Source organism: Flavobacterium facile, assembly GCF_036321945.1.
In the GTDB taxonomy this organism is placed as follows: Bacteria; Bacteroidota; Bacteroidia; order Flavobacteriales; family Flavobacteriaceae; genus Flavobacterium; species Flavobacterium facile.
Genome location: NZ_JAZAYT010000026.1, coordinates 37,037 through 63,024 on the forward strand (window position 1 = coordinate 37,037; position 25,988 = coordinate 63,024).

General features: G+C 31.7%; 22 protein-coding genes. 11 read left to right on the top strand and 11 right to left on the bottom strand.

Features of this window, described 5'->3' with window-relative positions:
* Positions 1–5 precede the first annotated feature (5 nt).
* The 6 genes from UEQ13_RS01980 (at position 6) to UEQ13_RS02005 (ending at position 8,403) form a co-directional block, all read left to right on the top strand.
* Positions 6–1,751 carry a TonB-dependent receptor gene (locus UEQ13_RS01980; RefSeq protein ID WP_329804680.1) on the top strand — a complete coding sequence of 582 codons (1,746 nt, stop codon included), beginning with the start codon at positions 6–8 and terminating at the stop codon, positions 1,749–1,751.
* Between the two features lie 25 nt (positions 1,752–1,776).
* Positions 1,777–2,829 carry a carboxypeptidase-like regulatory domain-containing protein gene (locus UEQ13_RS01985; protein ID WP_329804681.1) on the top strand — a complete coding sequence of 351 codons (1,053 nt, stop codon included), beginning with the start codon at positions 1,777–1,779 and terminating at the stop codon, positions 2,827–2,829.
* Between the two features lie 26 nt (positions 2,830–2,855).
* Positions 2,856–3,308, top strand: coding sequence for a hypothetical protein (locus UEQ13_RS01990; RefSeq protein WP_329804682.1), 453 nt, complete (start codon positions 2,856–2,858; stop codon positions 3,306–3,308).
* Between the two features lie 155 nt (positions 3,309–3,463).
* The gene (asnB, locus tag UEQ13_RS01995; RefSeq protein ID WP_329804684.1) at positions 3,464–5,080 is read left to right on the top strand and encodes an asparagine synthase B; all 1,617 of its coding nucleotides are present in this window, start codon (positions 3,464–3,466) and stop codon (positions 5,078–5,080) included.
* Positions 5,081–5,451: 371 nt separating this feature from the next.
* Positions 5,452–7,392, top strand: coding sequence for a DNA topoisomerase (ATP-hydrolyzing) subunit B (gyrB, locus tag UEQ13_RS02000; RefSeq protein ID WP_329804686.1), 1,941 nt, complete (start codon positions 5,452–5,454; stop codon positions 7,390–7,392).
* Between the two features lie 3 nt (positions 7,393–7,395).
* Entirely contained in the window at positions 7,396–8,403 is a 1,008-nt protein-coding gene (locus UEQ13_RS02005; protein ID WP_329804687.1) for a DUF6588 family protein, read from the top strand.
* A 51-nt stretch (positions 8,404–8,454) separates the two neighbouring features.
* On the opposite strand, the gene UEQ13_RS02010 is transcribed toward UEQ13_RS02005, so the two are convergent.
* From UEQ13_RS02010 to UEQ13_RS02055, 10 genes are all read right to left on the bottom strand, one after another.
* On the bottom strand, positions 8,455–9,180 hold the full coding sequence (locus UEQ13_RS02010; RefSeq protein WP_329804689.1) for an LOG family protein: 726 nt from the start codon (positions 9,178–9,180) through the stop codon (positions 8,455–8,457).
* Positions 9,181–9,255: 75 nt separating this feature from the next.
* Positions 9,256–10,107, bottom strand: coding sequence for an alpha/beta hydrolase (locus UEQ13_RS02015; protein WP_329804691.1), 852 nt, complete (start codon positions 10,105–10,107; stop codon positions 9,256–9,258).
* Between the two features lie 19 nt (positions 10,108–10,126).
* A complete protein-coding gene (gene uvrA / locus UEQ13_RS02020; protein ID WP_329804692.1) occupies positions 10,127–12,958 on the bottom strand; it encodes an excinuclease ABC subunit UvrA in 2,832 nt (943 codons plus the stop codon).
* Positions 12,959–13,042: 84 nt separating this feature from the next.
* Complete coding sequence (locus tag UEQ13_RS02025; protein ID WP_329804693.1) at positions 13,043–13,357, bottom strand: DUF6787 family protein; 315 nt, start codon at positions 13,355–13,357, stop codon at positions 13,043–13,045.
* Positions 13,358–13,360: 3 nt separating this feature from the next.
* Positions 13,361–13,786, bottom strand: coding sequence for a DUF6146 family protein (locus tag UEQ13_RS02030; RefSeq protein WP_329804694.1), 426 nt, complete (start codon positions 13,784–13,786; stop codon positions 13,361–13,363).
* An 89-nt stretch (positions 13,787–13,875) separates the two neighbouring features.
* On the bottom strand, positions 13,876–14,433 hold the full coding sequence (locus tag UEQ13_RS02035; protein ID WP_329804696.1) for a hypothetical protein: 558 nt from the start codon (positions 14,431–14,433) through the stop codon (positions 13,876–13,878).
* 38 nt (positions 14,434–14,471) lie between these two features.
* Positions 14,472–15,428, bottom strand: coding sequence for a D-2-hydroxyacid dehydrogenase (locus UEQ13_RS02040; protein WP_329804698.1), 957 nt, complete (start codon positions 15,426–15,428; stop codon positions 14,472–14,474).
* A 29-nt stretch (positions 15,429–15,457) separates the two neighbouring features.
* Positions 15,458–16,543, bottom strand: coding sequence for a 3-phosphoserine/phosphohydroxythreonine transaminase (gene serC / locus UEQ13_RS02045; RefSeq protein WP_329804700.1), 1,086 nt, complete (start codon positions 16,541–16,543; stop codon positions 15,458–15,460).
* Positions 16,544–16,653: 110 nt separating this feature from the next.
* Complete coding sequence (locus UEQ13_RS02050; RefSeq protein ID WP_329804702.1) at positions 16,654–16,782, bottom strand: hypothetical protein; 129 nt, start codon at positions 16,780–16,782, stop codon at positions 16,654–16,656.
* Position 16,783: 1 nt separating this feature from the next.
* Positions 16,784–17,842, bottom strand: a complete 1,059-nt coding sequence (locus UEQ13_RS02055; RefSeq protein WP_329804704.1) for an acyl-CoA reductase — start codon at positions 17,840–17,842, stop codon at positions 16,784–16,786.
* Positions 17,843–17,965: 123 nt separating this feature from the next.
* On the opposite strand from UEQ13_RS02055, the gene UEQ13_RS02060 reads away from it, so the two are divergent.
* Complete coding sequence (locus tag UEQ13_RS02060; RefSeq protein ID WP_329804706.1) at positions 17,966–18,316, top strand: 4Fe-4S binding protein; 351 nt, start codon at positions 17,966–17,968, stop codon at positions 18,314–18,316.
* Between the two features lie 70 nt (positions 18,317–18,386).
* On the opposite strand, the gene UEQ13_RS02065 is transcribed toward UEQ13_RS02060, so the two are convergent.
* The gene (locus tag UEQ13_RS02065; RefSeq protein ID WP_329804707.1) at positions 18,387–21,065 is read right to left on the bottom strand and encodes a fibronectin type III domain-containing protein; all 2,679 of its coding nucleotides are present in this window, start codon (positions 21,063–21,065) and stop codon (positions 18,387–18,389) included.
* A gap of 308 nt (positions 21,066–21,373) precedes the next feature.
* On the opposite strand from UEQ13_RS02065, the gene ychF reads away from it, so the two are divergent.
* From ychF to UEQ13_RS02085, 4 genes are all read left to right on the top strand, one after another.
* Entirely contained in the window at positions 21,374–22,468 is a 1,095-nt protein-coding gene (ychF, locus tag UEQ13_RS02070) for a redox-regulated ATPase YchF (RefSeq protein ID WP_329804708.1), read from the top strand.
* 14 nt (positions 22,469–22,482) lie between these two features.
* On the top strand, positions 22,483–23,133 hold the full coding sequence (locus tag UEQ13_RS02075) for a porin family protein (protein ID WP_329804710.1): 651 nt from the start codon (positions 22,483–22,485) through the stop codon (positions 23,131–23,133).
* A gap of 92 nt (positions 23,134–23,225) precedes the next feature.
* Entirely contained in the window at positions 23,226–23,903 is a 678-nt protein-coding gene (locus UEQ13_RS02080; protein ID WP_329804712.1) for a TIGR02117 family protein, read from the top strand.
* Positions 23,904–24,060: 157 nt separating this feature from the next.
* Complete coding sequence (locus UEQ13_RS02085) at positions 24,061–25,923, top strand: DNA topoisomerase IV subunit B (RefSeq protein ID WP_329804744.1); 1,863 nt, start codon at positions 24,061–24,063, stop codon at positions 25,921–25,923.
* Positions 25,924–25,988: the final 65 nt, after the last annotated feature.

Here is a 25,988-nt window from a genome sequence, read left to right on the forward strand (position 1 = left end):
AAGACATGAAAAAGATAATTTTTAGTATCATCGCCATTTCAGCTATTCAAGTTGGTTTTTCTCAAAAGAAAGACGAAAACATTGGTAGTGAAGTTGTAAATATTGTAAAGCCTTATACGCCAACTATTTCTGATGCTTTTAAAGTAAAGGAAACGCCAGCTGTAGAAGAAGAAGTGGTGGAGCCAAAAATTCAAATCAAATATCAAATATTTTCTTTTCCTGTGGCGTCAACTTTCGTACCATCTAAAGGAAAAGCAGCTGATGTTGATAAAGAAGCACAAGAAAAAGGATTTTCTAATTATGTATCACTTGGTGCAGGAAATTACGGAACTGTGAATGCCGAATTATTCTTAGCACATCAATTAAGTAAAACCGATTATGTGGGTGGTTTGTTGCGTCATTTGTCGTCTCAAGGTGGCATAAAAGGTTTGGTTTTAGACGATAAATATTACACCACTGGTTTAGATTTTACTTACGGAAGTAGAACCAAAGACATGAATTGGAATGTCGATTTGGGTGCGAAAAATCAAGTCGTAAATTGGTACGGATTACCAACAGAAAACATTGTTTTTGATGATGCGACCATTGGTTTAATCTCACCTTTGCAAAGTTATAATACGATTTCGCTTGGCGGAAGAATGGAATTTAACGACGGTTTGTTTAATGATGCTTCGATGCAATTCAAACGTTTTTCGGATAAATTTGGTTCTGGAGAAAACAGATTTTTTGTAAAACCAGCGTTTGATTTTGAAATTATGGATAGCAAAATTAGAGCATCTTTTGTAGTGGATTATGTTGGCGGAAATTTCAAGAAGGATTATTATAATGTTGCCGAAATGAAATACAGTAATGTGATTTTCGGTGCAAAACCTAGCTTTTTATACCAACAAGATGATTTTTCAGTGCATTTAGGAGCGGGATTATTTTACACCACTAATAAATTCAACGGCGCTTCTGATGGAAAATTCTTCGTATATCCAAATGTAAAAGCTTCGTATCGTTTAGTCGGTGACTTAATGATTGCTTACGCTGGAGCAGAAGGGAATTTAAAGCAAAACTCATATGCTGATTTTGTAGATGTAAATCCGTTTGTATCACCAACTTTATTTGTATCACCAACTGATAATTCTTATGATTTATATATTGGTATGAAAGGAAAATTAGCGAATGCAGTTTCTTTTAATGTGCGTGGAGGAATCAATAATGAAAAAAATAAACCGTTTTTTGTTTCGAATGTTTATGATGCAACAATTGTAGAAAAACAAGGGTATCATTACGGAAATTCGTTTAACGTAGTGTATGATAATTTGAATACATTTAGTCTTTTCGGAGAAATTAAAGCTGATTTTTCTAAGAAAACTTCATTGGCTTTAAGCGGAACATATAATACTTTCAAAGTTTCCAACTTGCAAGAAGCATGGAATTTACCACAATTAAAAGTAGAATCAACTCTAAATATTGATTTCACAGAAAAATGGTATGGTGGCATGCAGTTGTTCTTCGTTGGAGAAAGAATGGATTTAGTAACTGTTCAAGATAAAACAATCGTAATTCCAACTTTCAATCAACAAAAAGTAACGTTAGATAGTTATTTCGATTTGAATGCTAATGTGGGTTACAAATACAATAAAAGACTGACTTTCTTCTTAAAAGGAAACAACTTGGCGAACCAACAATACAACCGTTGGGCGAATTTCCCAGTGCAAGGTATTCAGGTTTTAGGTGGTGCGAGCTATAAGTTTGATTTCTAAAACTTCAATATTCAAAATTAATTAAGTGAATAAAATTTTAATCTTATTACTCTTTCCTCTATTCGTTATTTCTCAAAACATTAAAGGGAAAGTTACGAATTCAAACAGCGAACCAATAGCTGGAGCATCAGTTTATTTAGATGGAACTACAATTGGAACTTCATCTGATTCAGAAGGTTTGTTTGAAATTACGGCAAAAAACAAATACAATACATTGTTAATTGTACGTTTTTTAGGTTACGAAGATATTATTGTTTCCAATCCGTATGAGAAAGATTTTTATACGTTTATTTTAGTTCCAAAAACAAATGAAATTGAAACCGTTGTAATCGTAAAAGATGGTTTTACCAGAAAGCAAAAACTACAATTGTTTAGAGAACAATTTTTAGGAACTACAAAGTATGGAAAAGCATGTAAAATACTAAACGAAGATGAAATTGATTTTAATTATGATTTAAATACTTTTCTATTCACTACTACAAGTTCAGTACCTATAAAAATTGAAAATCCTTTATTAGGTTATATAATTGAGTTTGATTTACAAGATTTTTATGTGAAATTTAATTTTAAAACGATAAAATCGGTTCATGCTATACAAAGTATGTATTTAGGAACGGTAAAATATTCAGATGTAAGCACAGATGTAAAAATTATTAAAAACAGGAATGACGTTTATTTTGGATCATCACCACATTTTTTTAAGACTATAATTGATAATTCGTGGTCACCTAAAGCTTTTGTTTTATACGAAGGAAAATTTAGTGTAGCTGCCAATCATTTTTTTAAAGTTATAAAATCAAATGATTTGTATGAAGTATCTGTTTCACCAACAATTAAACCTGAATTTAATATAGGAAGTATTAAGAACGATGGTTTTTATGCCGATTTTAATCTTTTATATAACAAAAAACGACAATCGAGAGTGATTTTTAAGACAAAAACCTTCTTTATTGACAATTTTGGAAATAATACTCATCGTGATCAAATTATTTTTGGAGGCGATATCGGACAGCAAAAAGTTGGAAATACGTTACCTTTGAATTTCGAACCGGAAATCATCGAAATAAAATCTGAGTAAATCTGTAAAACCTGTGTACCAATAAAATGCAAAATTTCAAAAAAAAAATACTTTCTCAATACCAAATATTACTTCAAGATAAAATAGATATTTATCAGGATTTAATCAATTCTTTAACTGAAGATGCGCAAAACGATGCCAAATCTTCTGCAGGTGATAAACACGAAACGACTTTATCTAAACTACATATCGAACAAGAAAAAATTGCTAATAAACTAAAAGAAGCCTTAGAACAACAAGCTATTTTATCTAAGTTAGATATAGAACAAATTTCGAACAATGTTATTTTAGGAAGTTTAGTTAAAACTAATCATTTAACGGTTTTTGTTTGCACAGCTTTACCAAAAATCACCGTTGATAATCAGTCGGTTTTTGCTATTTCACCACAATCTCCATTAGGAATGCAATTGATGCATAAAACCATAAATTCCGAATTCCCAGTAAATAATGTGACATATAGAATCCTTGAAATTTTATAACTGTAAGTAAATCTTCATAATTATTCCTTTTTAGTTTTATATTTAATTAAAAATTCACTTTTTAGTTTATATTTTTAATCAAATTGATATATTTAGTTTTATTGGTAAACTTAATAGTTCAATTTTGCTTTAAGAAATAAATTAAATATAAAGTTATGTGCGGGATATTAGCCATTATCGGAAAAGCAAAAGACGAAAAATTAGTACAACAATTATCAAAACGCATGAGCCATCGTGGACCAGATGAAAGTGATATTCATATTACTGAAAATGGTCATTTTTTAGCTCACGAACGTTTATCAATCGTCGATTTACATACAGGAAAACAACCTATTCAAGGAACGTCATCAGCTTGGATGATTCATAATGGTGAAATATACAACCATCAAGAATTAAGAGATACGATTTTAAGAAATCATACTTTCAGAACCACTTCAGATTCAGAAGTCATTGTACATTTATATGAAGAATTTGGTTACGATTTTTGCAACTTTTTAGATGGAATGTTCGCTTTTGTAGTAATTGATGGTGACGATTATATTGCTGCTAGAGATCCACTTGGAATCAAACCTTTATATTACGGGATTGATGAGCGTGGTAGAAAATATTTTGCTTCAGAAATGAAAGCTATTGCCGATCAATGTGTAACGTTTTCAACATTTCCACCTGGACATATTTATACAGAAAAAACGGGGTTTGTAAAATACTATCAACCAGAATGGGAAGATGCTTCTAAAGCAATTGAACCTGTAGATTATAAAGCTATCAGAAAATCGTTAACCCAAGCAGTTGAAAAACGTTTAATGGCTGATGTTCCTTTTGGAGTATTGCTTTCTGGTGGATTAGATTCGTCTTTAACATCTTCAATCGCGTGTCGATTATTAGAAGGAACGGGACAAAAAATTCATTCCTTTTCAATTGGTTTAGATGCAAATTCACCGGATACGAAAGCGGCCAGAAAAGTAGCAGAATTTATTGGAACAGAACACCACGAAATCCATTTTACTATCGAACAAGGTATCGAAATTTTAGAAAAACTTATTTGGCATTTAGAAACGTATGATGTGACCTCGATTCGTGCAAGTACACCCATGTATTTCTTATCGAAAGCAATCACTGAAAAAGGCATAAAAATGGTTTTATCTGGTGAAGGTGCCGATGAGGTTTTTGGTGGCTATTTATATTTTAGAAACGCGCCAAGTGCAGCAGAATTTCAACAAGAAACGATTGATAGAGTTCAAAAACTTTTTACAGCCGATTTATTACGCGCCGATAAATCAACAATGGCTCACGGATTAGAAGCTCGAGTTCCCTTTTTAGATAAAGAGTTTTTAGAATTAGCGATAAAAATTCAACCAGAAGAAAAACAGCCAAAAACATATAATGGCATCGAAAAATACATTTTAAGAAAAGCATTTGATACACCAGAAAAACCGTATTTACCAGAAGAAGTATTATGGCGTCAGAAAGAACAATTCTCAGATGGAGTAGGATACAACTGGATTGATACTTTAATTGAATATTGTACGTCTCAAGTTACCGATACAGATTTTGAAACTGCCGGAAAATTATTTCCATATAACACGCCAACCACAAAAGAAGCGTTTTTTTATAGAAGAATTTTTCATAAATTTTATCCACAAGTTAGTGCGGCTGAAACCGTTAGAAAATGGATTCCAAAATGGCAAGAAAACCAAGATCCAAGTGGAAGAGCAAATGCTGCTCACGTGAAAGCAGATGTATTAATTGCTTCCGAAACAGAAAAGGTTTAAAAATAAAGTTGTGTTTGTTTGTGTAAAGAGTGTCAAGTTTTTTTCTTGATGCTCTTTTTTAATTAAATAACGTAAAAATGAAGAAAAAGTAACATGCAACATAGTTGGGAACTATTAATTAGATTTTTGTAATTTTTAAAGGGCTCTAAATTTTAGTTTTAAGCCACTTTTTTATTTTTATTCCATTTTGAAATGAATTAAAATAAGACTAAAATCTACTTTTTGATGTTTTTTAGCTTATTTAAGCGAAGATTGTCAGAAATTAACAAATGTTGATAACTTAAAAGTATTTTAAGACGCTTTTAATTTCAATTTTTTAATCAATTGGTTATATTTGTTACTATAGAAATAGTTTATTAGAACAATTTATTATGAGTGAAGAAAATAAAAAAGGTAGTTATTCAGCGGATAGTATTCAGGCACTAGAAGGAATGGAGCATGTAAGAATGCGTCCTTCTATGTATATTGGAGATACTGGAGTTCGTGGATTACACCATTTAGTTTATGAAGTTGTTGATAACTCCATTGATGAGGCTTTAGCTGGACATTGTGATACGATTCATGTTGCTATCAACGAAGACAATTCTGTTACTGTTGAAGATAACGGTCGTGGTATTCCAGTTGACATTCACAAAAAAGAAGGAATTTCTGCTTTAGAGGTGGTTATGACTAAAATTGGAGCTGGAGGAAAGTTCGATAAAGATTCATATAAAGTTTCTGGAGGACTTCACGGAGTTGGGGTTTCGTGTGTAAACGCACTTTCTGACCACTTACGTGCTACAGTTCACAGAGATGGAAAAGTATACGAACAAGAATACGAAAAAGGAAAAAGTTTATATCCTGTAAAACAAATTGGAACAACAGACAAAAGAGGAACAATTGTTACTTTCAAACCTGATGCTACGATTTTTACGCAGACTTTAGAATATTCTTACGATACGTTAGCGGCTCGTTTACGTGAATTATCTTTCTTGAATAAAGGAATTACAATCACATTAACGGATAAAAGACATTTAGCTGATGATGGAAGTCAACCAGTTGAAACGTTTCATTCAAAAGAAGGTTTAAAAGAGTTTATTAAGTTTTTAGACGGAAACAGAGAGCCAATTATTTCTCATGTAATTAGCATGGAAAATGAAAAAGGGGAAATTCCTGTTGAAGTAGCTTTAATTTATAATACTTCGTACACAGAAAATATTTTTTCTTACGTAAATAATATCAATACTCACGAAGGAGGAACGCATTTACAAGGTTTCCGTATGGGATTAACTCGTACATTGAAAAAGTATGCTGACGCTTCTGGTTTATTAGAAAAATTAAAATTCGAAATTGCGGGTGATGATTTCCGTGAAGGATTAACAGCGATTATTTCTGTAAAAATTCAAGAACCACAATTCGAAGGACAAACTAAAACTAAATTAGGAAATAGAGAAGTAGTTTCACCAGTTTCGCAAGCCGTTGCAGAAATGTTGGAAAACTATTTAGAAGAAAATCCTAATGATGCTAAAATAATTGTTCAAAAAGTAATTTTAGCCGCACAAGCGCGTCACGCAGCGAAAAAAGCTCGTGAAATGGTACAACGTAAAACCGTAATGGGTGGTGGCGGATTACCAGGAAAATTATCAGATTGTTCTGAACAAGATCCTGAAAAATGTGAGATTTACTTAGTAGAGGGAGATTCTGCAGGTGGAACTGCAAAACAAGGTCGTGATAGATTTTTCCAAGCTATTTTGCCATTAAGAGGTAAGATTTTGAATGTGGAAAAAGCGATGCAACACAAAGTTTTTGAAAACGAAGAGATTAGAAATATTTTTACTGCTTTAGGTGTAACTGTTGGTACAGAAGAAGATAGTAAAGCATTAAATATTTCAAAATTACGTTACCATAAAGTAGTTATTATGTGTGATGCCGATGTCGATGGTTCTCACATTTCTACATTAATTCTAACATTCTTCTTTAGATACATGAAAGAATTAATTGAAGGCGGTCACGTTTATATTGCAGCACCACCTTTATACCAAGTTAAAAAAGGAAATAAAAAACAATACGCTTGGAACGATGACCAACGTGATAGAATTTCATTAGAAATGGGAGGAAGCACAAGTATTCAACGTTATAAAGGTCTTGGAGAGATGAACGCAGAACAATTGTGGGAAACTACAATGAATCCTGAATTTAGAACTTTCCGTCAAGTAACTATTGATAATTTAGGTGAAGCAGATAGAGTTTTCTCTATGTTAATGGGTGATGAAGTACCACCACGTAGAGAATTTATCGAGAAAAATGCCGCTTATGCTAAAATTGACGTATAACATATGAAGTATAGTTTTGTAATTTGCGCACTATTTTTTGGATTTTCTAATTCAATGCAAGCGCAAACACCATTACAACTTGAACAAATAGGGTATCTTTTAGAAGATGCCCTTTTGTATTCAAAACAGTATCTCATTCCAGCTACTGATGGTGCGGTGTATCAAGCTTCTTCCGCTTGGATGAATTCTGCTAAAAGAAAAAAAGATTGGCAAATTAGTGTCGGTTTACATGGAAATACGTTTAAAGTTCCCAATTCGGATAGAAGTTTTATAATAAATAATTCTGATTTTAAGTTTTTGAAACTACAAGGAACAGCAACTTCTGCTGAGGTGCCAACGGCTTTAGGAAATGATGACACTTTTGTTTTAGTTGGCGATTTAGGAGGGCAAGAAGTCAGACTAAAAACACCAAAAGGTGTTAACCAAGAATTTATAACTTATCCGTATTTAGATTTTTCATTTGCTTTGCCAAGTGGTTCAGAAATCATTGGTCGTTTTTCAAATAAAACGGATTTAAAAAGAGGAGATTATCAAGTGTATGGTTTCGGATTAAAGCATAATCTGAGTCAATATTTTCCTAAATTAGAAAGTAAAAAAATCTATATTTCTGCGATGTCATTTTATTCAAACGAAGATATTAGTTTTGATTTTTTAGATGTAAATACAGCTTATGGTAATTTAGGAATTAATAACTTAAATGGAATTGTAGATACATATCATTACCAATTATCGGTTTCGAAAGAGATAAAGAAATTTGAAATACTAGGAAGTTTCATAGTAAACACTAGTGATTTTAATTATGTTGTAACTGGTGAAAAAGGAGGAATTGAAAATTTGATTCCTGCTCAGTATATTATCAATCAGTTGTTAGATACGATTCAAAAAAGAAAAACCAATTATATTGGAGAACTAGCTGTTAATTATAGTTTTCGAGATTTTAATTTTCTGAGCGCCTTCGCTTTTGGGAAGTTTATAAATTTTAATGCTGGTGTTTCTTATAAAGTAAATTAAAAAAGTCCCATCAAAACTAGATGGGACTTTTTATATATGCTAAATTTAGAATTAGAAGTTTGGAGACAATTCGTACTTTTTGTAAAAAGTATCTAAAACCTCAACTACCTCATCTTCGTTATCTACAATTTTGAATAAATTTAAATCTTCTGGTGAAGCATTTTTAAATTTATCAATCATAACTGCTTTTACCCAATCCATTAAGCCAGACCAGAATTCTGTTCCAACTAATATAATAGGGAATTTAGCAATTTTTTTAGTTTGAATTAAAGTAATCGCTTCAAACATTTCGTCTAAAGTTCCGAAACCACCTGGCATCACTACAAACCCTTGAGAATACTTTACAAACATTACTTTTCTCACGAAAAAGTAATCGAAATTTAAGTTTTTATCTCTGTCGATATATGGATTGTAATGTTGTTCGAATGGTAATTCAATATTTAAACCTACAGAAGTTCCGCCACCGTGGTGTGCACCTTTATTACCAGCTTCCATAATTCCAGGTCCACCACCAGTAATGACACCGTAACCTGCTTTAGAAATTTTAAAGGCAATTTTTTCTGCTAATAAATAATATTTATCGTCTGGTTTTGTTCTTGCTGAACCAAAAATAGATACACAAGGACCAATTCGTCCCATACTTTCGTATCCATTAACGAATTCTGACATAATTTTAAAAATAGCCCAAGAATCGTTTGCTCTAACCTCGTTCCAAGTTTTTTGTTTTAATTTATCTTGGATTCTTTCATCGTCATTTTGAAATTGATCTGCTGACATAATTGTTTTTTCTAATTTAATTAAAATATAAAATTAGCAGTGTTGTTGTGTGAAGTAATTAGATGGCTAAGATAGTTATTTATTATTTACGGAAAATAATTTTGTCAATAATTTAATTAATTCTTGATTCCATATTTTGTAATCATGTCCACCTTCAAACGAACGGATTTCTGCAAATGAATTAGAATCTAAATACACTTTTTTCATAATTTTACTTTCTTCTTTAAGAAAATCGGGTTCTTTGCTTCCGTAAATCATATAAAGATTTGGATATTTTATGTCTTTTTTCCAAGTATTGGTTTTAATTCCACCACCAAATGTTGAAAAACATAAATAAGTTCCAATTAACTCTGTATTTCTATTTAATAATTCCATCCCAAATCCAGCACCATTTGAAACTCCATAAAAATATCTATCCTTTTTAGATTTTTTTAGATGGTATTGTTTTTCTATGCTTATTATAAATTCATCTTTAAAATATAACATGTGATTTTTAAATCTATTTGATAAATGCTTTAGGTCTTGTGTGCCAGAATCATTATCTACATATTCAAAGTTCCTATATTGCAAATATGCTTTTCTTCCATCACCAAAAGTTGTACTAGTGCTGTCTGCAATTTTTGTATTACAAAAGCTTTCTACTAAAATTATTGGATGTATTATTTTATTGTTTATTAATGAATCGAGAGTTTCTTTATAAAATCTTCTTTCATCAATAGTAATACCATCTGTTTTGTAAATAATTGGATAGTTTTTTTTCGAATCAAAACCTTTCGGTAAGTAAATATTATGTTTTCTAAATTCTGATAATGACTTGCTATAAATAGAATCTGTGAAATATTGAGATTCCGTTTCTACTATAGCTTTATTCGATTTACAAGAAATAAATAATGATACGAACAGTAAAATAAATATGTTTTTTATCATTTAAAGTGTTTAGAATGTATTATGCCAATTCTTTTTTCAAAAATTGAGCCGTATAACTTTTTTTATTTTTGATGATTTCTTCAGGAGTACCTTTACATAGAACTTCTCCGCCACCTTTTCCGCCTTCTAAACCTATGTCAATAATATAATCGGCCAATTTAATTACATCTAAATTGTGTTCAATAATCAAAACCGTATTTCCTTTATCGACTAATTTATTAATCACATCCATTAAAATACGAATGTCTTCGAAATGCAGACCAGTTGTAGGTTCATCTAAAATATAAAAGGTATTTCCAGTATCTTTTTTAGATAATTCACCCGCTAATTTAATACGTTGTGCTTCACCACCAGAAAGAGTTGTACTTTGTTGTCCTAACGTAATATAACCTAAACCAACATCTTGAATAGTTTTTACTTTTCGATAAATTTTCGGAATCATTTCAAAGAATTCAACAGCTTCATCAACCGTCATATTCAAAATATCTGAAATCGATTTTCCTTTGAAACGAATTTCTAAAGTTTCTCTATTGAAACGTTTACCTTGACAACTTTCACATTCTACATAAACATCTGGTAAGAAACTCATTTCAATTGTTCTTACACCAGAACCTTCACAGGTTTCACATCTTCCGCCTTTTACATTAAAACTAAAACGACCTGGTTTATAACCGCGAATTTGTGCTTCAGATGTCATCGTAAATAAACTTCTTATTTCAGAAAAAACATCGGTATATGTTGCTGGATTGCTTCGTGGTGTTCTTCCAATCGGACTTTGGTCAATATCAATAACTTTATCTAAATGTTCTAATCCTTCAATTTTTTTATAAGGTGCCGGTTTTTTAACTGCATTATAAAAATGTGCATTTAAAATAGGGTAGAGGGTTTCATTAATTAACGTCGATTTTCCACTTCCAGAAACTCCAGAAACACAAATCAGTTGTCCTAAAGGAATTTCAATAGTAACATTTTTCAGGTTATTTCCTGTCGCACCAGATAGTTTTAAAAACTTTCCGTTTCCTGCTCTACGGGTTTTTGGTACTTCAATTTCCATTTTACCGTTCAAATATTGAGCAGTAATGGTATTTTCTTTTAATAATTCGGCTGGTGTGCCTTGACTAATAATTTGTCCGCCATATTTTCCTGCTTTCGGACCAATATCAATCACATGATCGGCACGAACAATCATATCTTTGTCGTGTTCTACAACAATAACCGAATTTCCAATATCGCGTAAGCTTTCTAACGATTTTATTAATCTTTCGTTATCACGTTGGTGCAATCCGATACTTGGTTCATCTAAAATATATAAAACTCCAACTAATTGAGAACCAATTTGTGTCGCCAAACGAATACGCTGTGCTTCACCACCAGAAAGGGTTTTCGAACTTCTATTCAAACACAAATAATCTAAACCAACATCCAATAAGAAATTAATTCTTGCTATAATTTCTTTTAGAATTTCGTGTGAAATGGCAGTTTGTTTATCAGATAAATGTTCCGGTAAATCAGCAAACCATTTTTTTAATTCCACAATATCCATGTGAACTAAATCGCCAATGCTTTTTTCGTTGATTTTAAAATACAGAACTTCTTTACGTAAACGTGTTCCATGACATTCAGAACATTCGTTTTCGTCCATAAATTCTTTTGCCCAACGTTTGATACTAGTCGATTCTGATTCTTCAAACTGATTTTTAATGAAATTTGAAATCCCTTCAAAATCAATTTTATAATCTTTCGTAATTCCCATCACTTTTGAAACCACTGAAAATTTTTCATTTCCACCGTATAAAATCATATCCATCGCTTCCGCTGGAAGGGTTTCAATAGCATCCGTAATTTTAAATCCGAATTTTTCGCCAATTAATTCCAATTGTTTAAAAATCCATGTGCTTTTATATTCGCCTAATGGAGCAAAACCACCAGCTTTGATAGTTGCTTTTGGATTAGGAATAATTTTTTGAAGATTGATTTCATTCACAACACCTAAACCGTTACAGTTCGGGCAAGCGCCTTTTGGTGAATTGAAAGAGAAATTATTAGGTTCTGGATTTGGGTAAGATATTCCAGAAGTTGGACACATTAAACTTCGACTATAAAAACGAACTTCCTGACTATCTTGTTCGATAACCATCATAATATCATCACCATGATGCATGGCTACTTTGATGCTTTCGGTTAATCTTTTGTCGGTGTCTTCGTCTTGTTTTACAGCCACTCTATCGATAACAATTTCAATATCGTGGGTTTTATAACGATCTACTTTCATGCCATATTCTAAATCTTTTATCGTTCCGTTTACACGAACTTTTAAAAAACCTTGTTTGGCAATTTGTTCGAACAATTCTCTGTAATGTCCTTTACGTGAACGAATTACTGGTGCTAAAATGTTGATTTTTTTTCCGTCGAATTCTTCGTGAATTAAATTTTTAATTTGTTCATCAGAATACGAAACCATTTTTTCGCCCGTATTGTAACTGTATGCATCAGCGGCACGCGCAAATAGTAATCTAAGAAAATCGTAAATTTCAGTAATGGTTCCAACAGTAGAACGTGGACTTTTATTGGTAGTTTTTTGTTCGATGGCAATAACTGGAGACAATCCGTCAATTTTATCTACATCTGGTCGTTCTAATCCACCTAAAAACTGACGCGCATAAGCAGAAAAGGTTTCGATGTATCGACGTTGCCCTTCAGCATAAATCGTATCAAACGCTAATGACGACTTCCCAGAGCCCGATAAACCAGTAATTACGACTAATTTTTCACGAGGAATGGTAACGTCAATATTTTTTAAATTATGAGTACGAGCCCCAATAATTTCAATAGAATTTTCTGTGTGTTGCATACAACTAAGTAGATTTTTGCAAAAGTACGATTTTTTGAGAAGAAATTAGTTGTATAATTGTGTAATTAAAAAGTTAAAACTAGTTTACTTATCAAAAATTCTATGGATAAATCCTAAACCCATTCTATCCAACATTTTTTTGATAAAATTCCAAAAGAAATTTCTTTGTCCGGCGAGTGTACCTATTAATAAAAGTAAAACTTTGTAAATCGGTAAAATGATAATTATATATAGAGGGTAGTACAACCAAATACTTACACTTTCCTTTGTGATTCCTATGAAAGTTAAAATAGGTTTTGCAATTAATGCCGAAGTTGAACCCGTAATAGCAAAAACTAATAGTATAATAAAAAACTGAAAATTACTTGTAATGTTCCAGCGTTGTTTCAATTTGTTCATAAATTAGATTCGAGCAGGAAAACCTCCTAATTGTTGTTTGTTTGTTAATTGAAAATAGACTAAATAATTGTAAATCATATAATTTACGTTGTAACCATAATTGATGTTGCTTTCATAATTAATTGGCATATCGTAAATGCTTCCAAATTGTCTTGGGTTTCTAGCGCGGTTGTTCCATTCTATAACCCAAGTTCTGTTTCTAGTTTCTAAATAAGATTGTGAATAAAATCCTTTTGGTTTTGCATTGGTATTGAACCAAGAGGTAAAACCTCCATCAATAATAATCACATCATATTCTAAATCGGGATTTGAAACATGAATGGTATCACTTGTTAGTTTTTCTGTGTTTTCAGCACTGAAATTTTTATTTGAGTTGCATGAAAAGAGAAAAAAAGAAGCAATGAAAACAAGATTTAGCCACTTATTCATTAGATATTTATTCTAAAGTATAAAGATAAAAAAAAGTCCCGATAAATCGGGACTCATTATATTGAAAATAAATAATATTTTATACTTATTTATTTTCCAAAAAGCTTTCCTAATAATCCGCCAATGCTACCAGATTTTTTAGTAACAGCAGCAACGGCATCGCTCATTCCAACTTGTCCGTCACCATCTTGGTCTAAACCAAATTGACCGCCATATTTAGTAACCATATCCATTAATCCGCCACCTTGACCGTTAGAAATAGAAGCAATAATATCTTGAATATTAAATCCAGGCTGATTTGGATCTTTAGCTTTGTTTACTAATCCGCTTAAAACTTGAGGAATTAATCCGCCAGCTACACTTCCTGCTGCATCTGGAGATAATCCGAATTTTTCACCTAAATTTCCAGTTACTTTTCCAGCTAATTCTGCAACTACAGGATTATTCATGTCTATAGGAGTTTTACCTGAAAGCATTCCTGCTAAATCACCAATATTTCCACTAGCTACCATATCTTTTAAGCCGGAAAGAATAGAGCCATTGGCTTCTTCCAATACGGCTTCATTTTGTTCATTTGGTACAGCTGGATTGTTTACAACCGCTTCGCCACCATATTGCTTTACTAATTCTGTTAATTGATCAAACATAGTTTTGGTTTTTTTAGTTTTAATAAAGGTAATAAAAATTATTTATTTTTTAATAAACTAATAATTTGTTCCGCTAATTCTGTTCCAATTCTGTCTTGTGCTTCTAATGTCGCTGCACCAATATGCGGCGTTAACGAAATTTTTGGATGCATTAAGATTTGAATTTCTGGTGTAGGCTCGTTTTCAAAAACATCTAAACCTGCAAATAGTACTTTTTCAGCATCTAAAGCTTCAACCAAAGCCACTTCATTAATTACACCACCACGAGCACAATTGACAATTCCAACATCATTTTTCATAATATCAAATTCCGCTTTATCTAATACATAACCTTCTTGAGCAGGAACGTGAATAGTAATAAAATCTGAATGTTTTAGTAAATCTTCTAACGATTCTGTAATCAGTTCAACATTAATAAATTGTCCGTTGTAAAAATCTACACGAATTACGGCTTCATTGACATATTTATCGGCAGCAATCACTTTCATACCTAAACCTAAAGCCATTTTCGCAACAGCCTGACCAATTCGTCCAAAACCAATAATTCCTAATGTTTTTCCACGAAGTTCTAATCCGTTTGCGTAGGCTTTTTTCAAACCATCGAAATTCGTATCACCTTCTAAAGGCATATTTCTATTGGCATCATGTAAAAAACGGATACCAGTAAATAAATGTGCGAAAACCAATTCGGCCACACTTTCAGAAGAAGAGGCTGGTGTGTTAATTACGTGAATTCCTTTTGAACGGGCATAATCCACATCAATATTGTCCATTCCAACGCCACCACGACCAATGATTTTCAATCCTGGACAAGCATCAATAATGTCTTGTTTTACTTTAGTTGCACTTCTTACCAAAACTACTTTAATGTCGTGCGTATTGATATAATTGGCTACTTGTTCTTGTGCTACTTTTGTAGTTATGACTTCAAAACCTGCTTTTTCTAATGTTTTGATTCCTGTTTTTGATATTCCGTCGTTTGCTAATACTTTCATGCTAATTGTATATTGTAAAATTGTATATATTATTGAGTTAGGATTTGTGTACTAACTTCTAATTCTTTCATTACGTTCACTAATGCTTCAACACTTTCTAATGGAAGCGCATTGTACATAGAAGCACGATATCCACCAACAGAACGATGTCCAGTTAATCCAGAAATCCCTGCTGCTTTCCACATCGCATCAAATTTTTCAGTTAAGTTTTCATCTGTTAAAACGAAAGTCGCGTTCATATTACTTCTGTCTTCTGTTGCAGCAGTTCCTTTAAATAATGGATTTCTGTCAATTTCAGAATATAATAGTTGTGCTTTTTGCTCGTTAATTTTTTCAATTGCTGCAATTCCACCTAATTTTTTCAACCATTGTAAAGTCAATAACGAAGCATAAATTGGAAATACTGGCGGCGTATTGTACATACTTTCTGCTTTGATATGTTTTTCATAATCTAGCATCCTTGGAATATAACGACCTGTTTTTCCTAAGATTTCTTCTTTCACAACCACTAAAGTGGCACCAGCTGGCCCCATGTTTTTCTGAGCTCCTGCGTAAATTAAATCGAATTGAGAAAAATCTAAAGTTCTTGAAAAAATATCTGAACTCATGTCACACACTAAAGGCACATTCGTTTTAGGAAACGATTTCATTTGTGTTCCGAAAATAGTATTGTTACTCGTGCAATGAAAATAATTCGCATCAGTTGGAATTTCAATGTTTTTCGGGATAAAATTATAATTTGCTTCTTTTGAAGAACCCACAATTAGCGTTTCTCCAAAGTGTTTGGCTTCTTTAATAGCGTTGTTTGCCCAAGTTCCCGTATCTAAATAAGCTGCTTTTCCTTCAGTTTTCATTAAATTATAAGGAACCATTAAGAATTCTAAACTCGCACCACCATGTAAAAAAAGTGCTTGATAGCCTTTGTTTTCTAAACCTAAAAGTTCTAATACTAAAGCTCGTGCTTCGTCCATTACGGCTACGAAATCTTTACTTCTGTGCGAGATTTCTAATAAAGATAAATCGGAATTATTAAAATTTAAAATGGCTTGAGCCGATTTTTCGAAAACTTCTTGCGGTAAAATACAAGGTCCTGCGCTGTAGTTGTGTTTTTTCATTGTGTTTATTTGTTGTAGTTAGGCGCAAATTTCCAACATTTGAAAAAACCTCGAAAAAATAATTTTACAGTTTCAAAACGATTTATTAACGAAATCGTTTGCGTAACTTTTTATTTTTTCTTTTTCTCGTCTTTTCGGTTCGAATTTACTTTCGCTTCCAAATTGAAATTTGGTTCATGTTTGTGAACTTCCTTTTCTTTTTGAAGTTTGATTATTTCTTTAATTTTTGAAAGTGCCATTTTACAAATTATTTAAAAACGCTAAAGTATCCACATTATCCGCATAATCCCATAATTTTGGTTTTTGAGTTTCACCAAAATAAACTGAATTGTCAATAATTCCGTTCGAAACCACACATTGAATGATTTCTGCATCTTGTTGCAAACGTGATTTGATTTCGTTTACGTCTTCGTAATATTCATAAAACACTGAAGAAATAGGAGAGGCGTGACTCGTATCTTCCTTAATAGTTAAAAATTCATTGTCTAACAATTGAAAGTTACTCATTAAGAAAACTGCTTTGTTATAATCGTAATTGTTAGCATATTTTTCATAATAAATCACATCTTTTTGAGCGAACATTCCATTGAAAAACGCATCGAAATTGTAATTTTTTGGAACAAATATTTTAGAAACATTTCGGCAACCTAATCCGAAATATCTAAAAACATCTTCGCTTAATAAAGTCATTTCTTCTGGAGTTTCCTTTCCAGTTAAAACCGCAATCGAATTTCTGCTTTTTCTGATAATTGATGGTTTGTCTTTAAAATAATATTCAAAATAACGTGCTGTATTATTACTTCCTGTGGCAATTACGGCATCAAAACCTTCTAATTTTCCTTCAACAAAAGTTATTTTATATTTAAAACGAGCATCTAAAGCAATTAGGTATTTCGCTAAAAACTTAATTAAATAATCGTCTTTACTTGAGGTTTTTACTAAAACATTATGACCAGAAACTAAAACCGATATAAAATCATGAAAACCTACTAAAGGAATATTTCCAGCTAAAATCAAACCTACATTTTTCGTATTTGTATTTGCAAAAGAGTAAGGTGAAAGCCACTGATTTAGGTTGTTTTCAGTTAATGCTTCGGCCCAGCTTGAAATACTAAAATGAACATTGTCGGGCGTAAACCAATTGTTATGCGATTGCGATAAAGCAATTAAATCGATAAAAGAATCATAAAATAAATCGTTGTTTTTTACTTCGTTATTTTGTTGGTTGTGATCTAATGCAAATTGAGATAAAAATTTACCTAATTCAACAAAACAATTTTTTATTTCAGATTGTAACATTTCTTTTTTGGTTATATTTAGTTTACGTTGTATTTTTGCACAAAATTAAACATTTAGTTAGACTTTTTAGTAGAAATTTTTAAAACTTCTAACTTGTAGTTTCCGACTTAAAACTTTTAAATTATGGCAATAATTATAACAGACGAATGTATAAATTGTGGGGCTTGTGAACCAGAATGTCCAAATACAGCAATATATGAAGGAGCAGATGATTGGCGTTGGAAAGATGGTACGAAACTTTCTGGTAAAATAGTTTTACCTGATGGTACTGAGATTGATTCAGATGCGGCACAAACACCAGTTTCTGACGATTTATATTATATTGTTCCAGGAAAATGTACAGAATGTAAAGGTTTTCATGAAGAGCCACAATGTGCTGCGGTTTGTCCGGTTGATTGTTGTGTACCTGATGATAATCATGTGGAAAGTGAAGAAACACTTTTAAACAGACAAGCATTTTTACATAACGTATAAAAAAATATAGTACTTGTAAATAAAAAAAGCTCTTCATTTGAAGAGCTTTTTTATTGTCTATTTTTAAAATTTATTCAATAATCAGTTTGGCTGTAAATAATTTTCTAGAATGTATCTTTATAATATACATCCCTTTTGCTAAATCTTGTGTTAGTAGGGAATACTTATTATTATTCACATTTTTTGTAGCATATAATAGTTTGCCTTCCATGTCAAATAATTCAATTTCATCAATGGGATAATCACATTGAATAAATGTTTGTTTGTTGTTATTTGATGGATTTGGAAATAATTTTATACCATTATCGATTTTAAATCCTTCACTTTGCAAAGGATCCATCATTTGAAATTGAACTCTGTTTGATACTTCATTATAAGAATCGTTAGTAAACATAACGATGAAATAGTTTCCTGCAACTGTTGGCATATTTACATTTGTAATTTGTGCAGTACCTTGAGCAACGCCATTAAAATATTGATAACTAATTAATGGATCAGAATTTGGATTGTCATTTTCATTATAAATTCCTAACCAATCTTTTACAATTCCAGGTGCATCTGTCCAAGAAGCTGTGATTTGTTCACCTAAATCATACACTGGGCTATCTATCCAAAGTTCTGTAACAATATCACCCACTTTAAAGAATACTTTATTTCCAATGGCATTATTACTGTTTTGGATGAAGTATTGTGCATAATAATATCCTTTTGGTAAATTACTAAAAGTTTTTGTACCATTTACAGTAGTTACATATTGCCATGAAGTAGAAGGCGCGTCACCAGCATTAATTCCCATTTTATAAATTCCAATCCAATCGTTTGTAATATTTGGACCATTTGTATAAGAAACAAGTACATTTTGACCTAGAGGATATTCTGATAAATCAGTACTTAATATTGGTATTGCTCCAACATAAAAATAAACTCTTGTTGCCACTTCAGTATAGCCATTATTAATAAAAAGTGCTGCGTAATAACGACCAGCTTGTGTTATTCCAGAGCTAAAATTGGCCGTACCACTAGTAGTTCCATTTGTATAGTTCCAAAGTGTAGATGTGTTAACTCCAGGAACTTGCCCATCTTTGTAAATCCCTATCCATGTGTTGCTTGTAGTTGGAGCGTTTACATAATTTACAGAAATAGATTGATTGATTGCGTATAGATTATTACTGTTATTTAATGAAATTTCAGTAATTCCAGCATTGCTACTAATTACTTCGAAGGAAACCACATCACTCCAGTTTGACCATTCTAAGTTTCTGTCTCTATGACGAAGTTTTGCATAGTGAATTCCATTATCTAAAGAATTGGCTAGAAGTTCCATTTTGGTAATATCAACACCTAAATTAATATTTACAGTTGAATCTTTTTGAGTACCATATTTCCCAAATAAATTTTCAAAATCACGATAGGATTCTTTTTCAATAGTGTTAAAATCTGCAAATTTAGAAACTACAAATTGAGTTGTATTTAAAAGTTCCGTTTCATTTGTTGAAAATGCAGATCCAGTAAGTGTTAAAGGAAGTTGGACAGGTGCGCTAAATGTGTTTGTAATGCTTGGTTTATTTGGTTTTTGTTTGTTTTTATATCGATGAAACGAATCCATTAATTGGTTGTTTTTCCTTTTTAATACACTTCCAATTGAATAACTTTCTACATCCATTTTACCGTTTGTAACATCAATATCTACAATTTGATACATCCAGTTACTAATCGTTTTTTGAACATCTTCAAAATCTTGTTCGGTTGACATCGACCAATATTGATCCCAAGCCGTTCCACCTGAAATAATTTGATAAGCCGTTTGATTTTTTAACTGACCTCTATGGTATAAGTGATGATGTGCGCCAATATGCATAATGTATTTATCCGATGTTGTTAATAAGGGAACGGCAGTATCTCTAACCCAATTTGAAATATCACCAACATATTGTTCTGCTTGATACGGACGATGACTTAAAGAAAAAATCCATTCTACAGTAGTATCATTTTGTGCTGCTGCTATAACTTGTTGTAACCATGTCAATTGTGCAGAACCAGTATGTTCAGAACTCATACTGATAAATAGTACATTTCCAGCTTGTTGCGCATAATAGTTTTCTGTGTTTGATGAAATTCCTTGATATGTTAATTCACTCATGTAAAAATGACTGTAATAAGAATTCATACCTAAAGTTCCATAGGTTTCATGGTTTCCAACAGTTGTTTGAATTGGAATATTTCCTGAAAGTTCTCTATTTTTCTTAAAGTGAACATTTTCATAATGATCTAAAGTTCCAACATCTACTTGATCACCAACCATAAATGTCATGGAAATATTATCATCTGGAGATAGAGAAGAACCCCATTTTTCTTTAATTTTTCTTTTAGCTGCTGATACTAACGAATCATAACGAGGTTCATTTTTTAATTGGTTATCTCCCATAATTAAAAATCGAATATGTCCATCTGCAGTTGCTGCTTGTCCTGGATTTGGTAATGTTTTAAACGATTTAATAACCGATAATTCACTACCTGTTTTAATTCTGTAATAATATTTGGTGTTAGCTGTTAAATTTATAAGCTTTGCAGAATGATAATAATAGTTACCAGGATATCCCGTGTCGGTAAAAATATTTGTATTTCCTGTAACTGTTACGTTTAAATTTCCTGAGGAAGTTCCGTATTCAACAATAGTTTCACTATTACTGCTAGTTTTCCAATTGACATAAATTGAAGTTGGTGTTACATTTTGTAAATAAGGATGCAATGTCTGTGAAAAACAGGAGTATCCTATTAGAAGAGTTAAGAAGAAGAGTTTTCTCATGATAAATTTATGTTTGTTTATTCGGCAAACTTAGATTCGTATTGTTAACTTAAGTTGTTTTGTTTTTTACTAAATCATATAGATTTTGTTAAATTTCATAATCGAAGTAAAATAATTGTAAAGTGTATTTTTTATTTTTGTTGTTAAACTAAATTTCAACTTTGCTACTCCGTAACTTTTAAACTATATTTGCAAACTTTAAAATTTAAATCTAACTGTTAACTTTAATCGGTTAACTGAATACAAATAATATGAAAGCAGGAATTGTAGGCTTACCAAACGTAGGAAAATCGACATTATTTAATTGTTTATCTAACGCAAAAGCGCAAAGTGCAAACTTTCCGTTTTGTACTATCGAACCAAATATTGGTGTAGTAAACGTTCCAGATCCAAGAATTAATCGTTTAGAAGAATTGGTAAAACCAGAACGTGTACAAATGGCAACTGTTGATATTGTTGATATTGCAGGTTTAGTTAAAGGTGCAAGTAAAGGTGAGGGTTTAGGAAATCAGTTTTTAGGAAATATTAGAGAATGTAACGCTATTATTCACGTGTTACGTTGTTTTGATAACGATAATATTGTACACGTTGATGGAAATGTAAACCCAATTCGTGATAAAGAAACAATTGACATCGAATTACAATTAAAAGACTTAGAAACAGTTGAAAAACGTTTAGAAAAAGCAAATAAAGGTGCAAAAACTGGAAATGCTGAAGCGAAAATCGAAAAAAGTATCTTAGATAAAATTAAAGAAGCTTTATTACAAGGAAAATCGGCTAGAACGGTTGAACCAAATGGTATTGAAGAAGAAGCTTTGTACGATGCGTTTCAATTAATTACAGCTAAACCAGTTTTATATGTGTGTAACGTAGACGAAGCATCAGCTGTAAACGGAAACAAATATGTAGATCAAGTTAGAGAATTAGTAAAAGACGAACAAGCAGAAGTTATTATTCTTTCTGTAGGTGCAGAAGCGGATATTACAGAATTAGAAAGCTACGAAGAACGTCAAGTTTTCTTAGAAGACATGGGATTATCTGAACCAGGTTCGGCAGTATTAATTCGTGCAGCTTACAAATTATTAAACTTACAAACGTATTTTACAGCAGGTGTAAAAGAAGTTAGAGCTTGGACTATTCAAGTTGGAGATACTGCACCACAAGCGGCTGGAGTTATTCATACCGATTTTGAAAAAGGATTTATCCGTGCAGAAGTTATCGCTTTTGAAGATTATTCAAATTTAGGAACAGAAGCAAAATGTAAAGAAGCTGGAAAACTTAGAGTAGAAGGTAAAGAATACATAGTAAAAGATGGTGATGTAATGCATTTCCGTTTTAACGTGTAGTTTTAGAGAATAGTATGAAGAAAATTATATTTATACTTGCATTTTCATTGATTGCATTAACATCGTACGGGCAAAATAAAGTCAAGTTTGGAGTTAATAGTGGATTGAATTATGCCAGTTTAAGAGGAAACGCTTATTCAGAAAATTTAGGTGCTAATTTTTCATATTTAGGAGGATTGTCTTTTGAGTATTTTTTAAAAGACAATTTATCTATAGGTGCTAATTTAAATTATGAAAATAAGACTGCTAAAGATAATGGTTATCTTTATTTAATGAATCAAGATGGTTTTGGTGAAAGAGTGAAAAGTGATGCTAAAATCAATTACAGTTATCTTGTTTTACCAGTTTATGTAAGTTATTATTTTACTCCAAAAAAAGATTTTTATGTTAATGGAGGTTTATTCGTTGGCTATCTTTTAAATTCTAAATTTACGTCTAAAAGGTTTAATGATACTACAGATACTACAGATAAGAATAAAAGTGGGGATGGAGGATTAGTTCTTGGTTTTGGAAAGGTATTTAAGTTGAATGAAAAGAATGACTTGAAATTGGAATTGAGAGAAAACTTAGGATTAGTAAATACAAGTGATGTTGAGGTTTATAACGATGGTACAATAAAAACGAATTCAATTAATCTAATTTTAAATTGGAGTTTTAATCTTTAAAAATTAGATTTTTTAATATATAAACCGCAAAATTTACTTTGCGGTTTTTTTGTGGCATAACATTTGTTAAGTTCTTCATAAAATTGATATTTATGAAAACCATCAAAAAAACTTTCAAATATATTGGAGTATTCTTATTGACTTTAATAGCATACGGATTACTTGTTACTTTAATGTCTTACGTCACTGTAAATGACAAAGAAGCTGCTATTGATGAACCAAAAGTGGAGATTTTCATATTGTCAAATGGAGTTCATACTGATATCGTAGTTCCTGTTAAAAACGACAGCTATGATTGGTCGAAACAAATTAAATTTGAACACACCAAAGCAAAAGATTCCACTGCGAAATACTTAGCTATGGGTTGGGGTGACAGAGGATTTTATTTAGAAACACCAACTTGGGCAGATTTAAAAGTAAGCACCGCATTAAAAGCAGCAACCGGATTAATTTCTAGTGCTTTGCATACCACTTTTTATAAAACAATGAAAGAAGACGCGTTTTGTAAAAAGATTCAAATTTCGACATTAGAATATCAAAAATTAGTATTGTTTATCCATGAATCTTTCAAAACAAATTCTGGTGAAAACATCAAAATAGAAACCGATGCCGTTTACGGTGAAACCGATGTTTTCTATGAAGCAAAAGGAAGTTATTCTTTGTTTTACACGTGTAATTCATGGGCAAATCAAGCCTTAAAAGCAGCCAATCAAAAAGCAGCTTTACATACTTTAACCGATACTGGAATTTTCAGACATTATTCGAAATAGTAATGAGTTATTAGTAAAAAGTAAGGAGTATTTTCATGCTTTAATAAAAGCTCCCAACTAATTTCTCTCTACTCATAACTTTTATGATAACTTCTTCAAAAACCATTTTTATTTTTTAATCAAATCGTTTATCTTGCAACAAATCCAAAATCCGATTATGCTAGAGCAACAAGATCAATACAACGAAGATAATATACGTTCACTCGATTGGAAAGAGCATATCCGTATGCGTCCCGGAATGTATATTGGAAAATTGGGAGATGGTTCATCACCAGATGATGGTATTTATATTTTATTAAAAGAAGTTCTCGACAACTGTATCGACGAATTTGTAATGGGCGCTGGAAAAACCATTGAAGTTACGTTAAAAGACAAAATGATGACCGTGCGCGATTATGGTCGTGGTATTCCATTAGGAAAAGTAGTCGACGTAGTTTCTAAAATGAATACAGGTGGAAAGTACGATTCTAAAGCCTTTAAAAAATCTGTAGGTTTAAATGGAGTTGGTACGAAAGCTGTAAATGCTTTGTCAAATTATTTCCGTGTAGAATCTGTTCGTGATAACCAACAAAAAGCAGCCGAATTTTCTGCGGGTAATTTAACACTTGAAGAAGATGTTATTGAAACCACAAAACGTAAAGGAACAAAAGTTTCTTTCGTAGCGGATGAAGCTATTTTTAAAAACTATAAGTATCGTAACGAGTACATTATAAAAATGCTTAAAAATTATTGTTACCTGAATACGGGTTTAACAATATATTATAATGGCGAAAAATATTTTTCAGATAATGGTTTAAAAGATTTATTAGAAGAAAATATTGCGGAAGAAGATATGGTGTATCCAATCATTCATCTTTTAGGAGATGATATTGAAGTAGCCATCACACACAGTAAATCCCAATATTCAGAAGAATACTATTCCTTTGTAAACGGACAAAATACTACACAAGGAGGAACCCATTTAGGTGCTTTCCGTGAAGCTTTGGTAAAAACCATAAAAGAGTTCTATAACAAACCTTTTGAAGCATCAGACATTCGTAAATCAATTGTTTCGGCTATTGTGGTTCGTGTAGAAGAGCCAGTTTTCGAAAGTCAGACTAAAACTAAGTTGGGTTCTACAGATATGGGACCAAATGCGCCATCGGTTCGTACATTTGTAAATGATTTTATTAAAACTAAGTTAGACAACTTCTTACATAAAAATCCAGAAGTTGCCGATGCTTTACTTCGTAAGATTCTACAAGCGGAACGCGAGCGTAAAGAATTATCTGGAATTAGAAAATTAGCAAAAGACAGAGCTAAGAAAGCTAACTTACACAATAAGAAATTACGCGATTGCCGAGTACATTTAACAGATGCCAAAAACCCAAGAAGTTTAGAAAGTACGCTTTTTATAACGGAGGGAGATTCGGCTTCTGGTTCGATTACTAAAAGTCGTGATGTAAATACACAAGCTGTTTTCAGTTTACGTGGTAAGCCACTAAATTCATACGGTATGACCAAGAAAATCGTATACGAAAATGAAGAATTCAATTTATTGCAAGCGGCATTGAATATTGAAGAAAGTATGGAAGATTTACGATACAACAATATCGTAATTGCTACCGATGCCGATGTCGATGGAATGCACATTCGTTTGTTGTTAATTACATTCTTCTTACAGTTTTTTCCTGAAATGATTAAAGAAGGACATTTGTATATTTTACAGACGCCACTTTTCAGAATTCGAAATAAAAGAGAAACCATTTATTGCTATTCGGAAGAAGAACGAAAAGCAGCGATGGAAAAATTAAAACCAAAACCAGAAATTACCCGATTTAAAGGATTAGGAGAAATTTCACCAGATGAGTTTAAAAATTTCATTGGAGAAACCATTCGTTTAGATCCTGTGATGTTAGATAAAACGACATCTATCGAAAAGTTATTAGAATTCTACATGGGTAAAAACACACCCGACCGTCAAGAGTTTATCATCAACAACTTGAAGGTGGAATTGGATGTAGTAGAAGAGGAAGTTTAGAAGCAAATACTTATGGTAAGCTAAATTAGTTTTTTTAGTTTTAAACCGTAAATTTGTAATTATAT